The organism is Streptomyces sp. UW30 (assembly GCF_008042075.1).
GTDB lineage: Bacteria > Actinomycetota > Actinomycetes > Streptomycetales > Streptomycetaceae > Streptomyces.
This window is the reverse complement of record NZ_RDBN01000053.1, coordinates 338,811-357,753: the sequence shown is the minus strand read 5'-3', so window position 1 is coordinate 357,753 and position 18,943 is coordinate 338,811. Positions and strand designations below refer to the sequence as shown.

The 18,943-nt window shown below is 71.4% G+C and carries 15 protein-coding genes and 1 pseudogene; 12 read left to right on the top strand and 4 right to left on the bottom strand.

The features are described from left to right. A pseudogene (malQ, locus tag EAO75_RS35765) lies at positions 1-1,676 on the top strand (4-alpha-glucanotransferase); the annotation flags it as partial. Positions 1,677-1,754: 78 nt separating this feature from the next. Further along, the gene (locus EAO75_RS35760) at positions 1,755-2,012 is read left to right on the top strand and encodes a hypothetical protein (protein ID WP_147999301.1); all 258 of its coding nucleotides are present in this window, start codon (positions 1,755-1,757) and stop codon (positions 2,010-2,012) included. 189 nt (positions 2,013-2,201) lie between these two features. Here the strand turns inward: EAO75_RS35760 and EAO75_RS35755 are convergent, their stop codons facing one another. Then, positions 2,202-2,789 (bottom strand): TetR family transcriptional regulator, encoded by a 588-nt coding sequence (locus EAO75_RS35755; protein WP_147999300.1) that lies wholly within the window; start codon positions 2,787-2,789, stop codon positions 2,202-2,204. 142 nt (positions 2,790-2,931) lie between these two features. Between EAO75_RS35755 and EAO75_RS35750 the strand changes: the two genes are divergently transcribed. The 3 genes from EAO75_RS35750 to EAO75_RS35740 all read left to right on the top strand — a co-directional run bounded on the left by EAO75_RS35750 (position 2,932) and on the right by EAO75_RS35740 (position 6,365). Continuing rightward, positions 2,932-4,401 carry an FAD-dependent monooxygenase gene (locus tag EAO75_RS35750; RefSeq protein ID WP_147999299.1) on the top strand — a complete coding sequence of 490 codons (1,470 nt, stop codon included), beginning with the start codon at positions 2,932-2,934 and terminating at the stop codon, positions 4,399-4,401. Between the two features lie 90 nt (positions 4,402-4,491). Next, positions 4,492-5,439: a DMT family transporter gene (locus EAO75_RS35745; RefSeq protein ID WP_147999298.1), complete on the top strand. Its 948-nt coding sequence runs from the start codon at positions 4,492-4,494 to the stop codon at positions 5,437-5,439. A 14-nt stretch (positions 5,440-5,453) separates the two neighbouring features. After that, positions 5,454-6,365 carry a LysR family transcriptional regulator gene (locus EAO75_RS35740; protein WP_147999297.1) on the top strand — a complete coding sequence of 304 codons (912 nt, stop codon included), beginning with the start codon at positions 5,454-5,456 and terminating at the stop codon, positions 6,363-6,365. Positions 6,366-6,432: 67 nt separating this feature from the next. Here EAO75_RS35740 and pepN read toward each other — a convergent pair whose 3' ends face one another. Then, positions 6,433-9,006: an aminopeptidase N gene (gene pepN / locus EAO75_RS35735; RefSeq protein ID WP_147999296.1), complete on the bottom strand. Its 2,574-nt coding sequence runs from the start codon at positions 9,004-9,006 to the stop codon at positions 6,433-6,435. A gap of 112 nt (positions 9,007-9,118) precedes the next feature. On the opposite strand from pepN, the gene EAO75_RS35730 reads away from it, so the two are divergent. Genes EAO75_RS35730 through EAO75_RS35720 form a run of 3 tightly spaced genes read left to right on the top strand, consistent with a single transcriptional unit; the run spans position 9,119 to position 10,215 of the window. Further along, on the top strand, positions 9,119-9,592 hold the full coding sequence (locus EAO75_RS35730; RefSeq protein ID WP_147999295.1) for a DUF1203 domain-containing protein: 474 nt from the start codon (positions 9,119-9,121) through the stop codon (positions 9,590-9,592). A 58-nt stretch (positions 9,593-9,650) separates the two neighbouring features. After that, complete coding sequence (locus EAO75_RS35725) at positions 9,651-9,881, top strand: ribbon-helix-helix domain-containing protein (RefSeq protein WP_147999294.1); 231 nt, start codon at positions 9,651-9,653, stop codon at positions 9,879-9,881. Continuing rightward, on the top strand, positions 9,868-10,215 hold the full coding sequence (locus EAO75_RS35720; RefSeq protein WP_147999293.1) for a type II toxin-antitoxin system PemK/MazF family toxin: 348 nt from the start codon (positions 9,868-9,870) through the stop codon (positions 10,213-10,215). The genes EAO75_RS35725 and EAO75_RS35720 overlap by 14 nt, the downstream gene beginning before the upstream one ends. Positions 10,216-10,277: 62 nt before the next feature. On the opposite strand, the gene EAO75_RS35715 is transcribed toward EAO75_RS35720, so the two are convergent. After that, complete coding sequence (locus tag EAO75_RS35715) at positions 10,278-11,294, bottom strand: aspartate-semialdehyde dehydrogenase (protein WP_147999292.1); 1,017 nt, start codon at positions 11,292-11,294, stop codon at positions 10,278-10,280. A gap of 308 nt (positions 11,295-11,602) precedes the next feature. Here EAO75_RS35715 and EAO75_RS35710 point away from each other — a divergent pair, with 308 nt between their 5' ends. After that, entirely contained in the window at positions 11,603-12,130 is a 528-nt protein-coding gene (locus EAO75_RS35710; protein ID WP_148000476.1) for an RNA polymerase sigma factor, read from the top strand. A gap of 1 nt (position 12,131) precedes the next feature. Then, positions 12,132-12,854 carry a hypothetical protein gene (locus EAO75_RS35705; RefSeq protein WP_147999291.1) on the top strand — a complete coding sequence of 241 codons (723 nt, stop codon included), beginning with the start codon at positions 12,132-12,134 and terminating at the stop codon, positions 12,852-12,854. Between the two features lie 61 nt (positions 12,855-12,915). On the opposite strand, the gene EAO75_RS35700 is transcribed toward EAO75_RS35705, so the two are convergent. After that, entirely contained in the window at positions 12,916-16,200 is a 3,285-nt protein-coding gene (locus tag EAO75_RS35700) for a S8 family serine peptidase (protein WP_147999290.1), read from the bottom strand. Positions 16,201-16,425: 225 nt separating this feature from the next. Between EAO75_RS35700 and EAO75_RS35695 the strand changes: the two genes are divergently transcribed. Both EAO75_RS35695 and EAO75_RS35690 read left to right on the top strand, forming a co-directional pair. Continuing rightward, entirely contained in the window at positions 16,426-16,896 is a 471-nt protein-coding gene (locus EAO75_RS35695; protein WP_147999289.1) for an NUDIX hydrolase, read from the top strand. Positions 16,897-17,128: 232 nt separating this feature from the next. After that, entirely contained in the window at positions 17,129-18,922 is a 1,794-nt protein-coding gene (locus tag EAO75_RS35690; RefSeq protein WP_147999288.1) for a TIGR03767 family metallophosphoesterase, read from the top strand. Positions 18,923-18,943 lie beyond the last annotated feature (21 nt).

The window sequence follows — 18,943 nt, the reverse complement described above, 5'->3', positions numbered from 1 at the left end:
GGGCGGGGCGACGACGAGATGGCTGGTCGTCGTACGGCCTCCTCGTCCAGCTCTACTCCCTGCTCTCCCGCCGCTCCTGGGGCATGGGCGACCTCGGTGACCTCGCCGAACTGGCCACCTGGGCCGGCCGGGCGCTCGGCGCCGGGTTCGTCCAGGTCAACCCGCTGCACGCGGCCGTACCCGGAACCCCGACCGACCCCTCGCCCTACCGCCCGTCCTCCCGCCGCTTCCCCGACCCCGTGCACCTGCGGGTCGAGGACGTGCCCGAGTTCGCTTACGTCGAGGACCGCGCGCGGGTGCGGGCGCTGCTGGAGCGGGGCGGACAGCTGCGGGCGGCGGTGCTGGAGGAGGGCGCGCTGATCGACCGGGACGCGGTCTGGGAGGCCAAGCGCGCGGCGCTGGAGCTGGTGCGCGAGGTGCCGCTCGGACCCGGGCGGCGGGCCGCGTACGTCGACTTCCTCGCGCAGGAGGGGGACGCGCTGGAGGACCACGCCACCTGGTGCGCGCTGGCCGAGGTGCACGGCTCGGACTGGCAGCGCTGGCCGCGGGGGCTACGGGATCCCCGCTCGCCCGAAACGGCCCGCGCGCGGGGCGAGTTGATGGACCGGGTCGACTTCCACTGCCGGCTCGCCTGGCTCACCGACGGCCAGCTGACCGCCGCCCAGCGGGCCGCGCGGGAAGCGGGGATGCCCGTCGGGATCGTGCACGACCTGGCGGTCGGGGTGCATCCCGGGGGCGCGGACGCCTGGGCGCAGCAGGAGTACTTCGCGGCCGGGATGTCGGTCGGCGCGCCGCCGGACGCCTTCAACGCGCGCGGCCAGGACTGGGGACTGCCGCCCTGGCGGCCGGACCGGCTCGCCGAGTCCGGGTACGAGCCGTATCGCCGCCTGCTGCGGGCGCTCTTCCGATACGCGGGAGCCCTGCGCATCGACCATGTCATGGGGCTGTTCCGGCTGTGGTGGGTGCCGCAGGGGCAGGCGCCGACGCAGGGGACGTACGTCCGCTACGACGCCGAGGCCATGCTCGCGATCCTGGTGCTGGAGGCTGCGCGGGCCGGGGCGGTCGTCATCGGGGAGGACCTCGGCACCGTGGAGCCGGGGGTGCGCGAGGACTTGCGTTCGCGGGGTGTGCTCGGGACCTCCGTGCTGTGGTTCGAGCGGGACTGGGACGGCGACGGGCGCCCCCTGCCGCCGGAGTCCTGGCGCGCCGACTGCCTCGCCACCGCCACCACCCACGACCTGCCGTCCACCGCGGCCCGTCTCACCGGTGAGCATGTCGAACTGCGCGACAGTCTGGGCCTGTTGACCGGGCCGCTGGACCAGGAGCGCGCACTGGCCGCGGCGGACACGGGCGAGTGGCTGGAGCTGCTGTCCCGGCTGGGGCTGCTGCGGGGTGCGCGCGGCGGGCACTGCGTCTCGGAGGAGGAGGCCGAGATCCAGGCCGTCCACCGCTTCCTGCTGCGCACCCCGGCCCGGATGATCGGCGTCTGGCTCCCGGACGGCGTGGGCGACCGCCGCCCGCAGAACCTGCCGGGGACCTGGGACGAGTACCCGAACTGGCGGCTGCCGATCGCCGACGCGGACGGCAGGCCGATGACGCTGGAGGAGCTGGCGGGGTCGGCCCGGCTGTGGGGGTTGGTCGAGGTGCTGCGGGGCGGAGCCGGGCGGCGGAGGTGACGGGGCGGCCGGGGGAGATGGGCCTCATACGGCACCCCGGGCGCGCGGGCCGTTCCGTCGTTCGATACTTTTGGCCCCGTGGACAAGAAGAACGCCCTGCGCGCCGGCGCCCTGGCTGCCGGTACGACGCTGATGATGCTGCTGATGTCGTCCCCTGCGCTCGCGCTCACGCGTGACGACGGCGACGACCCCGGGCAGGGCCTGAGCGTCATGGAGACGCTGGCCCAGTTCGTCATTGCCCCGATCGTGATCTTCGCGGTCATCGTGGGCCTCGTGATGGTCCTGGACCGCTCCACGGACCGCCAGCCGAAGGCCAAGGCCAAGGCGAAGGCCTGATCAGGGCGTTTTTGCCCGATCCCTGCTTCCGTCGAGGGCGCCGGCCCCGTCGTACGTACGCGCATCCGCCGTATGGACGACGAGGCCGGCGCCCTCGACGCGTTCCGCGCCCGCGCCCGGCGATCGGCGTTTCCTGGCCGGGCCGACCCCTTTGTGCCCCCGGCGTATCCCCGTCCCGCGAGGCCGCTCTCACGCGGGGTACGGCGCGGTCAGATACCGCTGCACCGTGGGCGCCAGCCAGGCCACGAGCTCCTCGGGGGCCAGCGCCACGGCCGGCTCGAAGCGCAGGACATAGCGCGTGAGCGCCAGCCCGAGCAGCTGTGACGACGCCAGCGCGGCCCGTGCCGGGGCCTGCTCGGGATCGGGGCACACCCGGCGGGCGAGCGGCAGCAACTGGTCCGCGAAGATGCCCTGCATGCGCTCGGCCCCGGCCTGGTTGGTCGCGCCCACCCGGAGCAGCGCCGTGAGCACCTCGTTCTCCTCCCACATGTCCAGGAAGTGCGTCACGAGCGCCCGGCCGACCTCGTCCCGGTTCAGTGAACCCGGCTCCGGCAGCCGCAGATCGATGGCCATGGCCGCCGCGAAGAGGCCCTCCTTGTTGCCGTAGTAGCGCATCACCATCGACGGATCGATGTTCGCGTGCTTGGCGATGGCGCGGATGGTGGCGCGCTCGTAGCCGTCGGCAGCGAAGCGTTCGCGGGCCGCGTCGAGGATCGCGGTGCGTGTGGCGTCCGAGCGGCGGGGTGGGGCGGTGGGCCCGGAGGTGCGCTGGTTCATGCCAACGATCGTAGGCCAACGTGTGTAGGCCAACAAGTGTTGACACCTCGATGCCCCCGTCCTACGGTTGCCAACAAGCGTTGACCAACAGTCGTTGGCAAACAAACGTTGGCAAGCAAGCGTTGGCACCCAGGAGGCCACCATGAACGACATCGCCACCGGCACCGGCACCGACAACACCGTGATCGTCGTCGGCTCCGGCCCCACCGGCCTCCTCCTGGCAGGTGACCTCGCCGCCGCCGGCGTCCCCGTCACCCTCGTCGAGCGGCGCCCCCGCAAGATCAGCAACCTCTCCCGCGCCTTCGGCGTGCACGCCCGCACCCTGGAGCAGCTCGACGCCCGCGATCTCGCCGACGACCTGATCGCCACCGGCAGCACCATCACCCGGTTGCGCCTGTTCCGCCGGCTCTCCCTCGACCTCGGCACGCTGCCGTCCCGCTTCCCGTTCCTGCTCATCACCCCGCAGTACGAGGTCGAGCGGCTGCTGGAGCGGCGGGCGCACGAGCTCGGCGTGGAGTTCCGCCACGAGAGCGAGGTCGTCGGGCTGCGGCAGGACGCCGACGGGGTCGACCTCGACGTGCGCGGCCCGGACGGGACGGTCGTCACCCGGCGCGCGGCCTACGTCGTCGGCACGGACGGGCACCGCAGCGCCGTACGCCAGGCGCTCGGCCTGCCCTTCCCCGGCGTCGCCGTCATCAAGTCCCTGTTCCTGGCGGACGTCCGGCTCGCCGAGCGGCCGGACGGCGTCCTCACCGTCAACGGCGCGGGCAACGCCTTCGCGATGATCGCCTCCTTCGGCGACGGCTGGTACCGCGTCATGGGCTGGAACCGCGACCACGAGGTCGCCGACGACGCCCCGCTGGACCTCGACGAGGTCAAGGACGTCACCCGGCGCGCCCTCGGCACCGACTACGGCATGCACGACGCCCGCTGGCTGTCCCGCTTCCACAGTGACGAGCGTCAGGTGCCGCGCTACCAGGTCGGCCGGGTCTTCCTGGCCGGCGACGCCGCGCACGTCCACTCACCGGCCGGCGGCCAGGGCATGAACACCGGCCTGCAGGATGCGGCCAACCTCGGCTGGAAGCTCGCCGCGGTCGTCAAGGGCCAGGTGTCCGCGGGCCTCCTGGACACCTACCACGCCGAGCGCCACCCCGTCGGCAAGGCGGTGCTGCGCAGCAGTGGCGGGCTGGTCCGGCTGGCCCGGGCACAGAACCCGGCGCTGCGTGCCGTACGCGCCCTTGTCTCCGCCTTCGCAGGCGCCGCCCGGCCCGCCCGGACGAAGGCCCTGGCCCAGATCTCCGGCATCGGCTACCGGTACCCCGCCCCGCGCGGCGCCCACCGCCTGGTCGGCACCCGTATGCCGGACGTGGCCCTGGAGGGCGGGCGCCTGTACGAGGTGCTGCGCGGCGGACGGTCCGTACTGATCGCTCCGCGGGCCGCGCGGGAGTCGTACGGGAGCCGGAGCGGCGGCGAGCACCTGCCGGTCGTGGAGCGCTGGGCGAGCGAGCGCCGCACGGCCGTGCTCGTGCGGCCCGACGGATACGTGGCGTGGGCGGCGGACGACGCCGACGCGGCGGCGATCGAGACCGGACTGACCCTTCAGTTCTCCTGAAAGGAATGCTCGAAAAGATTCGATGGACGTGACGGATGGTGCGCTGCGACGGTGGACGCGTCACCCTCACCGCCCATCGAAAGGACCTCAGTGCCCGCCGTCCTGAACCGGACCGCCCGTAAGACAGCCCCCACCGACTCCGCCTCCACCACCCCGATCCCGAGGACGGCCGCCCCCGTCCTCGGGATCGCGCTCGCCGCCCTCGCGACCGTCGTCTGGTCCGGCAGTTTCGTCACCTCCCGCGCGCTGCACGACAGCGTGCCGCCGGTGCAGCAGGCGTTCTGGAGATGGCTGGTGGCGTTGGCCGTGGTGGCTCCGTTCGGCGCGCGGCAGGCATGGCGGCAACGGGAGTCGATCCGCCGACACCTCGGCTTCGTGCTGCTCGCCTCGCTCCTCGGCGTCACCGGCTACAACACCCTCGTCAACCAAGCCGGGCTGACGACGCCCGCCGCCAACATGGGCATGATCATGGCCGCGTCGCCGGTGCTGATGGCCGTGTTCGAGCGGGCGTCGGGGGTACGGCTGGGCGCGCGCCGGGTCGCGGGGCTGCTGGTGGCCTGTGCGGGTGTGGTGCTGCTGATCGGGGGCGGTGCGGGCGGGGCCCGGTTCGCGGCGGGGGACCTGTGGATGGTGGCGGCGGCCTGCTGCTTCGGGTCCTACAGCGGCCTGCTGCGGCGCAAGCCGGCCGAACTGGGCGGTACGGCCTTCCTGTTCACCACGTTCCTGGTCGGCACGGTCCTGCTGCTGCCCGCGCAGGGAGTGAGCCTGGCGGTACAGGGCGGCTTCGCGGTGACGCCCGCCACCGTGCTGCCGATCCTCTATGTCGCGGTCGCCTCCTCCGCCGTCGCCTTCTTCGCCTGGAACCGGGCGATCGCGCTGGTCGGACCGAGCCGCGCCGGGCTCGTCTACTACCTCCAGCCGGTGTGCGTGTCCCTGCTGTCCTGGGCGGTGCTCGGCGAGGCGACCGGCATGGCTCAGGCACTGTGCATGGCGCTGATCCTGGGCGGGGTCGTCCTGGGGGCTGCGGGGCGTCGGTGACGTAGGTTGCCGCCATGGTCGAGTGGGACATCCGGAAGCTGCAGATCCTGCGGACGTTGCGGGAGCGGGGGACCGTGACCGCGACGGCCGAGGCGCTGCGGATGACGCCGTCGGCGGTGTCGCAGCAGCTGACGAACCTCGCGAAGCAGGTCGGGGTGCCGTTGCTCGAGGCGCAGGGGAGGCGGGTGCGGCTGACCGACGCGGCGCGGCTGGTGCTGCGGCACGCCGAGGCCGTGTTCGAGCAACTGGAGCGGGCGGACGCGGAGTTGGCGGCCTATCGGCACGGCGAGGTCGGGGAGGTGCGGGTGGGGGCCTTCTCCACGGCGGTGCCCGCGCTGGTCGTACCGGCCGTGCGGGCGCTGCGGCAGACGGCACCCGGGGTGGTCGTACGGGTGCGGGAGGCGGAGGCCGGGGAGGCGTACGAGCTGCTGGCCGCCGGCGAGGTGGACCTCGCGCTGTCCCTCGCCGCGCAGGCCCCGGCGGTCGGGGACGCGCGGTTCACCCGGGTCGAACTGCTCGCGGACCCGCTGGACGTCGCCCTCCCGAAAGGGCATGCACGCGCGGCCGTGCCGGAACTGCGGCTGGCCGACCTCGCCGGGGAGGACTGGATCTTCGGCGGGAGCGGGCCCTGGTCGGACATCACGCGCGGAGCGTGCGAGGCGGCCGGGTTCAGCCCTCGGCAGGGGCATTCGGCGGCCGGCTGGACGGCGATCCTGGCGATGGTGGAGGCGGGGATGGGGGTGGCGCTGGTGCCCCGGATGGCTGCGGTGGCGCGGGACGGTGTCGTGATGCGGGAGCTGGGGGAGGAGCGTCCGGCCCGGCATGTGGTGGCGGCCGTACGCAAGGGCGGGGAGGACGCGCCTGCCGTGGGGCGGGTGTTGGCGGCGTTGCGGGAAGGGGCGTCGGGACTCTCTGCCAGGACATGACGAGGGGCGCCCGGTGCCCATGGCACCGGGCGCCCCTGTCGACGTACCGACGTCTGCGCTGCAGCCGTTACTCGGCCGCCGCGTCCGCCTCCTGAGCCCGCAGCGCGCGCTCGACGCCCGCCCGCGACTCAGAGACCAGCCGGCGCAGGGCCGCGTTCGGCTCGGCCGAGGTCAGCCAGGCGTCCGTCTTGGCCAGGGTCTCCTCGGAGATCTGCAGCGCCGGGTACAGGCCGACCGCGATCTGCTGGGCGATGTCGTGGGAGCGGGAGTCCCAGACGCCCTTGACCACCTCGAAGAACGTGTCGCTGTAGGGGGCGAGCAGTTCACGCTGGTCGGTCTGGACGAAGCCGCCGATCACCGCCTTCTGGACGGCGCTCGCCAGCTTGTCGGAGTCGATGACCGACGACCAGGCCTCGGCCTTGGCCTCCGGGGTCGGCCGGGCGGCGCGGGCCATGGCCGCGTGACGCTCACCGGCGGCCGTCTTGTCCCGCTCGTACTCGCCCGCGATCTCCGTCTCGTCGAAGCGGCCCACCGCCGCGAGGCGCTGCACGAACGACCAGCGCAGCTCCGTGTCGACGGCCAGGCCCTCGATCGTCTGGGTGCCGTCCAGCAGCCCCTCCAGCAGGTCCAACTGCTCCGGCGTACGGGCCGCGTCGGCGAACGCCCGCGCCCACGCCAGCTGATGGTCGCTGCCTGGCTCGGCCGCGCGCAGATGGGCCAGCGTGGCGTCCGTCCAGCGGGTCAGCAGGGCCTCGCGGGCGGCCGGGGCGGCGTACAGCTCCAGCGCCAGCTTCACCTGGCGCTGTAGCGACTGCACGACGCCGATGTCGGACTCCTTGCCGATGCCCGACAGGACCAGGGAGAGGTAGTCGCGGGTGGCGAGCTCGGCGTCCCGCGTCATGTCCCAGGACGACGCCCAGGACAGGGCCCGGGGGAGGGCGGCCTCGAAGTCGCCGAGGTGCTCGGTGACGAAGGCGAGGGACTCCTCGTCCAGGCGGACCTTCGCGTACGACAGGTCGTCGTCGTTGAGCAGGATCACGTCCGGCCGACGGGTGCCCGACAGCTGCGGTACGGCCGTCAGTTCGCCGTCCACGTCCAGCTCGATGCGCTCGTCGCGCAGCAGCTTCCCGGACTCGGCATCCAGGTTGTACAGGCCCACCGCGATGCGGTGCGGACGCAGCGTCGGCTCGCCCTTCGCGCCGGACGGCAGGGCCGGGGCCTCCTGGCGGATCGCGAAGGACGTGATCACACCGTCGGCGTCCGTCGCGATCTCGGGGCGCAGGATGTTGATGCCGGCCGTCTCCAGCCACAGCTTCGACCAGCTCTTCAGATCGCGGCCGGAGGTCTCCTCCAGGGCGCCCAGCAGGTCGGACAGGCGCGTGTTGCCGAACGCGTGCCGCTTGAAGTACGCCTGGACGCCCTTGAAGAACTCGTCCTGGCCGACGTACGACACCAGCTGCTTGAGGACGGAGGCGCCCTTTTCGTAGGTGATGCCGTCGAAGTTGACGAGCACATCGTCCAGGTCGCGGATCTCCGCCATGATCGGGTGCGTGGACGGCAGCTGGTCCTGGCGGTACGCCCACGTCTTCATCTGGTTCGCGAACGTGGTCCACGCCTGCGGCCAGCGTGAGCCGGGGGCGTACGCCTGGCAGGCGATGGAGGTGTAGGTGGCGAACGACTCGTTCAGCCACAGGTCGTTCCACCACTCCATGGTGACCAGGTTGCCGAACCACATGTGGGCCAGCTCGTGCAGGATGGTCTCCGCGCGGCCCTCGTACGCCGCCCCCGTCACCTTGGACCGGAAGACGTACTGGTCACGGATGGTCACCGCGCCCGCGTTCTCCATCGCGCCCGCGTTGAACTCCGGCACGAACAGCTGGTCGTACTTCTTGAACGGGTACGCGTAGGCGAACTTCTCCTGGAACCAGTCGAAGCCCTGCCGGGTCACCTCGAAGATGGCGTCCGAGTCGAGGTATTCGGCGAGCGACGGGCGGCAGTAGATGCCGAGCGGCACGGACTGGCCGTCCTTCTCGTACACGCTGTGCACGGAGTGGTACGGGCCGACGATGAGCGCGGTGATGTACGTCGAGATGCGCGGCGTCGGCTCGAAGGACCAGACGTTGTCCTTGGGCTCCGGGGTGGGCGAGTTGGAAATGACCGTCCAGCCCTCGGGGGCCTTCACGGTGAACTGGAAGGTCGCCTTCAGGTCGGGCTGCTCGAAGGACGCGAAGACGCGGCGGGCGTCGGGCACCTCGAACTGGGTGTACAGGTACGCCTGCTGGTCGACGGGGTCGACGAAGCGGTGCAGGCCCTCGCCCGTGTTGGTGTATGCGCAGTCGGCGACCACACGCAGCACGTTGCGGCCCTGGAGCAGGCCCGCCAGCGCGATCCGGGAGTCCTTGAAGACCTCGTCCGCGTCGAGCGGGTCGCCGTTGAGCGTCACCTCGTGGACGGCGGGGGCCACGAGGTCGATGAAGGAGTCGGCGCCGTTCTCGGCGGCATCGAAGCGCACCGTGGTCACGGACCTGTAGGTGCCGCCCTCCTGCGCGCCGGAGAGGTCGAGATCGATCTCGTACGAGTCAACGGTGAGCAGCTCCGCCCGCTGCTGCGCCTCTTCGCGAGTCAGGTTTGTGCCAGGCACGCGGTCATCTCCTCGATATGTGTCGGTTGCGCCATCCTTCCACGGGACCTGACCGCAACGCGATGTCCGTTGACCGCCGGTCGGCGGGGCGTGCGCGCGCGAGGCTGGGGGCATGACGACACCTCTGGTACACGCCATCGATCCGACGACCCTGAAGGAGCTGCGCTCCGCCGACGACGCCGGGCGCCGCACGGTTCCCGTGACCGACGAGGAGGGCGGGGCGCCGCTGCGCTGCTGCTTGCGCCGCAGCACGCCCGGCGAGCGGATCGCCCTGGTCTCGTACGCCCCGCTGCGGCGCTGGGCGGCGGAGAGCGGAGTCGATCCCGGGGCGTACGACGAGCAGGGGCCCGTGTTCATCCACGCCGACGAGTGCGGGGGTCCGCACGGGGGCGCACTGCCCTTCGCCGACGCCCACCGGACCGTGCGTCGCTACTCGGGGGAGGGGCGGATCCTCGGGGGGCGGCTCGTGGGGCCGGGGGGATTCGAGGAGGCGTTCGCGGAGGCGTTCGGCGATCCGACGGTGGCGTTCGTCCATGTGCGGGCTGTGGAGTATGGGTGCTTCCTCTTCGAGGTGCGCAAGGGGTAGCTCCCGAACGGTAGCACCAAAGGTAGTACGATTCTTCGTCCGTTGCTATGCTGAGGGTATGAAGATCAGTGTGAGTCTTCCGCAGGAGGATGTCGCGTTCGTCGACGAGTACGTCGCGAAGAAGTCGGCGGACTCCCGGTCCGCAGTGATACACGACGCCATCGAGCTGCTGCGTCGAGCTCATCTGGAGCAGGAGTACGCGGAGGCGTTCGCCGAGTGGGACGGCAGCGAGGACGCCGAATTCTGGGACCAGTTCTCGGGGGATGGGCTGACCGATGAAGCGCGGTGACATCTACCTCGTCGACTACGAGCCGGTGCGCGGCAGTGAGGCCGGCAAGGCACGTCCGGCGGTGATCGTCTCGAACGACGGTGCCAATGCGGCCGTGCAGCGAACCGGGCGAGGCGTCGTGACGCTGGTTCCCCTGACGACCAACACGTCCCGCGTCTATCCGTTCCAGGTGCTGCTTCCCGCGGGGGAGGGCGGCCTCCTCAAGGATTCCAAGGTGCAGTGCGAGCAGGTCCGCGCTCTGGCCAAGGAGCGGCTGCTGCGGCCGATCGGGGCGGTGCCCCGTCAGCGCATGGCCCAGATCGATGCGGCACTCCGACTGCATCTGGACCTCTGACACCACGACAGGGGCGGCCACCGTTCACCGGTGGCCGCCCCTGTCGACGTAGGTGCGGGCGGTCAGCCCTTCAGCTCCGCCGCCACCAACTCCGCGATCTGCACCGCGTTCAGCGCGGCGCCCTTGCGCAGGTTGTCGTTGGAGATGAACAGGGCGATGCCGTGCTCGACCGTCTCGTCCTGGCGGATGCGGCCCACGTAGGACGGGTCCTGGCCGGCCGCCTGCAGCGGGGTCGGGACCTCGGTGAGGGCCACGCCCGGGGCGCCGGCCAACAGCTCCTTGGCGCGCTCCACGCTGATCGGGTCGGCGAAGCGGGCGTTGACCTGGAGGGAGTGGCCGGAGAAGACCGGGACGCGCACGCAGGTGCCGGAGACCTTCAGCTCCGGGATCTCCAGGATCTTGCGGGACTCGTGGCGGAGCTTTTGCTCCTCGTCGGTCTCGTGCAGACCGTCGTCGACGAGGGAGCCGGCCAGCGGCAGGACGTTGTACGCGATCGGCGCGACGTACTTGTGCGGCTCGGGGAACTCCGCCGCCGAGCCGTCGTGGGTCAGCTTCGGCGCGTCGTCGCCGACCTTCTTGACCTGCTCGAACAGCTCGTCCACGCCGGCCAGACCGGAGCCGGAGACGGCCTGGTAGGTGGCGACGACGAGGGCTTGAAGGCCGGCCTCGGCGTGCAGCGGCTTCAGCACCGGCATCGCCGCCATCGTCGTGCAGTTCGGGTTGGCGATGATGCCCTTGGGGCGGTCGGTGATCGCGTGCGGGTTCACCTCGGAGACGACCAGCGGGACCTCGGGGTCGCGGCGCCACGCCGAGGAGTTGTCGATCACCACGGGGCCCTGCGCGGCGACCTTCGGCGCCAGCGCCTTCGAGGTCGAGCCGCCCGCCGAGAACAGCACGATGTCCAGGCCGGAGTAGTCGGCCGTCGCCGCGTCCTCCACCGTCACGCCGTCCAGGACCGTCCCCGCCGAACGGGCCGAGGCGAACAGGCGCAGCTCGGTGACCGGGAAGTCCCGCTCCACGAGGATCCTGCGCATGACCGTGCCGACCTGACCGGTGGCTCCGACGATTCCGACCCTCACGGCGACTCCCTCTAGGCGTTCGTGCATGTCTGCGGCCTTTCCATCATGCGGCCGACCCCGGTCCGCCTGTCCAATTCTTTGCGCTTCATACCCGCCGACCGGGACACCCCGCCTGGCCGGACGGCACCGGAACTCCCGTCCGCACCCACGCTGAGCTGCAGAAATTCGGCCTACGGGGCCCTCGTGCCGCAAGCTGTGCTGCGCCCGCGCAGCGGTGTGACGTACACCTCGCGGAAACTCCCGACGACCCGGGCGAACGTTTCCGTGCGCTGCGGCGTCGTAGAGGAAACGCGGTGAGGGGGTGGCTTGTGCTGCGCAGAAAGGCCCGCCGTGCCCAGGAGGACGATCACACCGATCCCCTGGACGCGGCCCAGGAGCGTCGGGTACGGGCGGTGCTCGCGCTCGGCGGTGTGCCGCAGGCGGACCTGCTGGACGGGGTACAGCAGGTCCGGCTGCGGCTGCTGGAGCGGGCCGCGAGCGGACGTGAGGCGCCGCGGGACGTGTCGGCGTGGGCGGCGGTCGTCGCCTCCAACCTCGCCATGGACTGGCACCGGGCCAAGAAGCGCCAGGAACGCCTCGGCGAACGGCTCGCCTCCCTGCGCCAGACCGAGCACCCCTCCGGCGAGGACACCAGCCTGCTCTCCCTCGCCGTCACCCGGGGCCTGGACGAACTGCCCGACGCCCAGCGTCAGGTCCTCGTCCTGCGTTTCTACGGGGACCTGCCCGTGCGGGACATCGCCGAGGAACTCGGCATCCCGGAGGGCACGGTCAAGAGCAGGCTGCACACGGCGGTACGGGCCCTGCGCGCCCGCCTGCACGAGGACGAGGTGGTGTGACATGACCGCCGAGAACCAGGGCCGCGGCGCCGACGCGCTGATGGCCGCCATCACCGGTGAACCGCTGTCCGACGAGGCCCGGGCGGACGCCGCCTTCATGGCCGAGCACGACTCCGCCGCGGCCGACGTGGCGCTGCTGCGCGAGCAGCTCCGCATCATCGGGCACGCGCTCGCCGAACCACCGCCACCGGTGCCCGAGCCCGCTCCCGTTCGGCGGCCTTCCCGGGCCCGGCGCCGGATCCGCACCGTCGCCTTCGGCTCGCTCGCCGTGGCCGCTGCCGCGTCCGTGCTCGCGGGCATGGGCTGGCTGGTGACCCAGGCCGGGAGCGGAGCCGATTCCGACGCGGGGGCGAGCAGCGCGGACAAGGCCGCCCCCTCCGTGCAGGCCAGCGGCACCGACTTCGGCAGCCCGCGCTACCTCGCCTGCTCCCGGCTGGTGGCCGAGGGACGGGCCGCCTCGGTCGAGCAGGTCCCCGGTACGGCGTCCGTGCGCGTCACCCTGGACATGACCCGCTACTACAAGCCGGACCAGGGCGAGCGGGAGCTGACGTTCGTGGTCGACGAGAACCTCGTGCCCGGCCTGCGCGAGGGCGACCAGGTGCTCATCGGTATCCCGCGGGGCGACCGCGAGCCCGACTTCTGGGCCGTCGGCGAGCAGGACATCGCCCCCGAACGGGCCTGGATCACCGCCTCGCTCCGCGAGGGGCGCGAGCTGACCTGCTGACGACAGAACGGCAAAGGGCGGGCGCCCGCACGGACGCCCGCCCCACTGCCGTACCGAAGGACTACGGAGTGACCTTCTCGATCTTCACGCTGCCCACGCCCGCGACCGTGCCGCGCGCGTTCAGCAGCCGGACCTGGCCGAAGAACTCACGGCCCTCCGGAGCGGCCGCCTGCGCGGTGACGCTGCCGGAGACGGTGGCCGACTCGCCCGTGCCGAGCTTCACCGGCGCGTCGCCGACGGACACGGTGCCGAGCGCGGAGGAGAAGAACACGTCCAGGTAGTCGTAGGCCGTCGAGCCGCTCGGCACCGAGTAGCCGATGACCTCGACGCTGTACTTCCCGGCGGCCGGGTTCGCGACCTTGACCGCCTCCTCCGAGTCACCGTCGGCGGAGCTGCCGACCTCGGTGCCGGCCGCGTTGTAGACGACCAGGTCGAGGTCGGCGGCCGCGTCGGAGACGTTGCCGATGGAGACGTCGAGCGAGGTCGCGCCCTCGGGCACGTCGACCGTGGTGGTCTGCGTGACGCCCTCGGTGATGGTCGGACGCGCCGTCTTCGACGAGCCGAGCGGGCCGCCGGCCGGCTTGCCGTCGAGGGCGGCGTAGTTGTTGGTCACCTTCCAGGAGACGGCGGCCGGAGTGCCGACCTTGGCCTCGGGGACGGTCACGGTCTCCGGGTCGAAGGCCGCGCCGAGGACGGTGACGTCCAGCTTGTACGGGTTGTCGAGCAGCGGCGACGTACGGCGCGACTCGACCTCGATCTCCCAGACGCCGGGCTGCGGGTCGGCGTAGGCACGCACGTCCGGCTTGCAGCCGTTGCCGTCGAGGTAGTTGTTGTAGCAGAACGGCGTGCCGGTGTTGTCCGACGGGACGCCGTAGGGGTGGATGGCGATGAACCGGGTCTGGCTCTTGTCCTTCAGGCCGCCGATCGCGACCTCGAGCGACTTCGCGCCCTCGGGGACGGTCACGAAGTACGACTTGGTGCTGTTGCGCTGCGTCGAACCGGACGCGGAGTACGTGTACTTCAGCGGCGCGGAGACCACGACCGTGTTGAGGACCTGCTTGTCGATGCCCTCGGTGCGCGGGTCGTCGACCTCCAGGATCGCGCTCTTGATACCGGCCGAGGACGGCTTCGCGGAGACCTTGACGGTGACCGGCTTGTTCAGGCCGAGGCTGATCTCGTCCGAACCGACGATGCGGAAGGTGTCACCGGCGTTGTTCCCGAGGCTCAGCTCGTGCCGGATCGCCCGGTCCGCGCCGGACGTACGCGTGATGGTGACGTCGTACGTCTTCTTCTGCCCGGCCTTCAGGCCGCCCTCGCGGTCGTAGACGCCCGTGCCGAAGCCCGGGGTCTTCAGGAACTGGTCGATCGCGGTGTCGACCGGTGCCTTGACCGTGTACTCATGGGCGGTGGCGCCGTCGCGGATGGAGTCCCAGGCGTCCTCGATGTTGATGAGGCCGGCACCCTCCTCGTACGCCTGAACGCCCTTGATGTGGTCGGCGGTCGACGTGAGCGCGGTGCGCAGCTTCGCCGGGGTGAGGGCGATGCCCTTCTGCTTGGCGGCGCTCAGCAGCAGCGCGGACGCGCCCGCCGCCTGCGGGGACGCCATCGAGGTGCCCTGGAGCATGCCGTAGCCGGCCGGGAGGGTGTAGCCCGCCTCGGCGACCGGGGCGCCCGGCAGCCAGGTCTGGATGGTGTTGATCGCGGCGCCCGGCGCGGAGAGCGTCGGGGTGAAGCCGCCGTCCTCACGCGGACCGCGCGAGGAGAACGGCATCATCGCGTACGGCTTGGACACGGCCGAGCCGTAGTTGGCGGCCCAGGTCTCCCTGGACACCGTCGCGCCGACCGAGATGACCTTGCTCGCCAGGCCCGGGTCGCCGATGGTGTTCGCGCCGGGGCCGGAGTTGCCGGCGGATATGACGAGCTGGACGCCGTAGGTGTCGATCAGGCGCGTGTACAGCTCGGCGCGGGCGTTGTTGCCGTCGTTCAGCGCCGGGAGACCGCCGATCGACATGTTGACGATGTCGACGCCACGGTTCACGACGAGGTCGATCATGCCCTCGGTGAGCGCGACGTTGGTGCAGCCGCCGGTCCAGGTGCAGGCACGGGAGGCGACGAGCTTCGCGCCGGGGGCCTGCCCGTTCATCCTGCCGCCGAACAGGCCGTTCGCGGCGGTGATGCCGGCGACGTGCGTGCCGTGCTCGGACTCGATGACGCCGATGTTGACGAAGTCGCGCTTCTGGCCGACCCAGTCCCCGCCCAGCGGGTCCATCGGCACGTCCTTGCGGATCTGCACGACGAACGGCTGACGCTCGGCGACGTCGGTGGCCGGGTTGTCGGTGCCGAAGTACCCGATCTGGTAGCCGTCCTTGTACGGCTTCATCGGGGTGTCGTCACCGAAGTCGTAGTTGTTGTTGAGGTCCACACGGACCGTGCCGTTCGCGGCGTCGTACAGCACGCCCCACGAGTCGGTCTTGTCGCCGTCGCGGTTGGCGTCGCCCGCCGCGTCGCCCCCCGTGGTGTACGACTCCAGGAAGGTGCTCACCTGGTACGAGCCGGCCGGCGCCGTCCAGGTCTTGCCGCTGTAGGTGAAGCTGGGCCCGGAGACGGAGGTCACCATCGGGCGCCAGGTGCGGTCGCTGTCGACGAGCGGGTCGGTGGCCGTGACCCAGTCGACGATCTTCCGCTCACCGGTGGTGGTCTTCTGCAGCGCCGGGTGGCCGAGGTCGATGCCGGAGTCGAGGATGCCGATGGTGATGCCGCGGCCGTCCGCCTTCGGGTTCTTCTTCACGAAGTCGACGGCGCCCGTCTCGAAGGACGGGTTGTACGGGTTCGCGGCCGGGGTGTTCTTGCTCGGGCCGGTGTACGAGGTGGCGGCGGCCGTCGACTTCTTCGTGTCGACGGCGGGGTCGTCCAGGGGTATCTCCTCGCGCAGGTCGATGCCGTGCACCGAGGAGAGCTTCGCCGCGGCGGCGATGGCCGAGTCGGCCTTGCCGGTGGGGACGGTGGCCCGGACGTAACCGAGCTTGTCGTAGGTACGGCCCACAGAGCCGACCGCGTCCAGCTGCTCGGCGACCTTCTCGGTCTGGCCGGGTGCGGTCGCGACCATCATCGTGACGTTCTTGGCGCCGTCGGCCTTCGCCTCGGCGAGCAGATCGGCGTCGTCCGAACCGAGCTTGTCGTGCGCGGACTTGACGCTCGGGTCCGTCGCGGCGGGCGCGGGGTCCACGGCTATCGCCATGGGTATCGGCCCTGCTGCGGAGAGCGCGGCGACGAGACCGGCGGCCACGGCTATGCGGGCCGCGCGTCTCGGGCCCGGCTTCGGATCGCGCTGGGGGGTGAGGGTCATCGGCATCCCTTGTTGGTAAAGGAGCAACGGGGCGTCCGGTATGCGACCCCGGACGACCGCACAGCCTTACGCAAGGGAAGGATGTTTGGGAAGAGTTGACGGAATTGAAATGGACGGATGGGGAAATCCCGCTATGCATTTGGGGTGATAGGTGCGAAGCGGGCAAGTCGCCCACAAGCTGAATATTCGCCTGCCGATTCGGCTCCGGCCGCTTAACGTCCCTATGTGCAGAAGAAGTTGAGGGTGGCGGCCTACGCCCTATGCGTTCGCGACGGACAGCTCCTCCTCGCCCGTTCCCCGGCACCCCGCGGCGGCTTCGAGTGGGTGCTGCCCGGAGGCGGCATGGAACACGGCGAGGATCCCTACGACACGGTCGTGCGGGAGGTGGAGGAGGAGACCGGCTATCTCGTCGAGCCGACCGGGCTGCTCGGCATCGACTCCTCCCACCGCGTCTTCCCGGCCCGCTTCGGGCGCAGCGTCGACCACCACGGCGTACGGCTCGTCTACGAGGCACGGATCACCGGCGGTGAACTGCGCTACGAGGCCAACGGGTCGACGGACATGGCGGCCTGGCACCCCTTGGACCGGGTGCCGGAGCTGACCCGCATCTCCATGGTCGACAAGGGGCTGTCGCTGTGGCGCGAACGGCCCGCCACCGGGCGGATCCGAGCAGCCGACGGACAGCCCGGGAAATAGCTTCACTACCCCGAAAGATGAACACGGAGTGACCGCGTCCCGGCCGTTCGAGGAGCGGTCGTGGACGCGGAAGGTAGCCCAAGATCGACGTACGGTGATCGGCGCTGCGCGTTGCCGTCATGTTCATGCGCAGGCCATTCCCGGTGCCAACGATCCACAGTGAGCGGGCCGTTCGCGTAAGCGACCGCCCCGCGCCCACTGCCGACGCGTTCGCACTCGGGGAGACCGCGCCATGTCGCGCATACGCTCTGTCGCCAGCTCCGCGCTGGGGATCCACCGCCGTACCCTGCTCGCCGCCACCGGTGCGGTGACCCTCTCCGCGGGCGTCGGCTACGCCCTGCGGCCCACGGACAGTGAGGCCGCCACCACCCACGGCGCCGCGAGCGCGCCGAACGCCGGCGCGGCCGACGCAGCCGCTGCCGAGGCTCCCGTGGGCGCCTCCCGCAGGGTGCCGGTCGCCCTCGCCCCGTACACCCGCGGCACCACCGTCGCGGGCGTCGCCACCCCGCAGGGCAGCGGCGGCTACCGCCGGCTCGCCGACGGTCCCGGCTGGAAGCGGGTCGTCCGGGAGAACCTCGCGGCGGCCAAGTCGGGCCGCGAGGGCCGGCGTACGGCGCTCGCCGCCTTCGTCCAGCTCACGGACCTGCACCTGATCGACGCCCAGCACCCGCTCCGGCTGGAGTACCTGCGCTCGACGGACGTGCACGCATGGCGCCCGCAGGAGGCACTGACCGTGCCCGGCGCGGTGGCGCTCGTCGAGCGGATCAACGCGCTGCGGGGCGCCCCCGTCACCGGCGCCCCGCTCCACTTCGCCATGACCACCGGCGACAACACGGACAACAACTGCAAGTCCGAGCTGGAGTGGTTCCTCACGGTGATGAGCGGTGGCCGGGTCACCCCGAACACCGGTGACCCGCGGCACTACGAAGGCGTCCAGAACAGCGGACTGAAGCAGTACTGGCAGGCCGACGACACCGTCCGCGACGCCGACAAGCAGCTCGGCTTCCCGCACATCGAGGGCTACCTGGCCGCCGCGATCCGCCAGATGCGCAGCCCCGGCCTGAACATCCCCTGGTACTCGACCGTCGGCAACCACGACGCGATGCCGCTCGGCACCTACGCCTCACACAGCGACTCCTACCTCACCGACCTCGCCGTCGGCGGCAAGAAGCTGATGAACGTGTCCGCCGCGGACGCCAAGAAGCTCCAGGACTCCCTCAAGCAGGACAAGGACCCGAGGGGCACCGTCTTCAAGGACTTCCTCAAGGCCCACGCCCGCTCGATGCGCTCGGTCACGCCGGACGAGAGCCGCGCCCCGTTCACGCCCAAGGACTACCTGCGGGCCCACCTGGACCCGGCCCACCGCGGCCACGGCCCGGTCGGCCACGGCTACTCGACGGCCAACCTGGACGCGGGCACCCAGTACTACAGCTTCCGCATCGCCGACGACGTCATCGGTATCAGCCTGGACACCACCGACCCGGGCGGCCACTACGAAGGGTCCATCGGCGCGGCCCAGTTCAAGTGGCTGGACAAGACGCTGCGCGACAACAAGGACTCGTACGCGATCGTCTTCAGCCATCACACGAGCGAGACGATGGACAACCTGCGCCGCGACCCGGCCCGCCCGAGCGAGCGGCGCGTGGGCGGCGCCGAGCTGCTCCAGCTGCTCGGCAGCCACCGGGGCGTCCTCGCCTGGGTGAACGGCCACATCCACAAGAACGTCATCACCCCGCACACCGCCGCCGGCGGGCGCTCCTTCTGGGAGATCTCCACCGCCTCCCACGTGGACTTCCCCCAACTCGCCCGGATCATCGAGGTGGTGGACAACAACGACGGCACGCTCTCGCTGTTCACCACGCTGATCGAGTCCTCGGCCCCGCACCGCACCAGCTTCACCGACCTCTCCCAGACGGGCCTGGCCGCGCTCTACCGCGAGCTGTCCCTGAACGCCCCCGGCGCGAGCACGAAGCTGGGCGGCGAGCGCAAGGACCGCAACACGGAACTGGTGCTGAAGAAGGGCTGAATCGCGCTCAACTGCCCCATC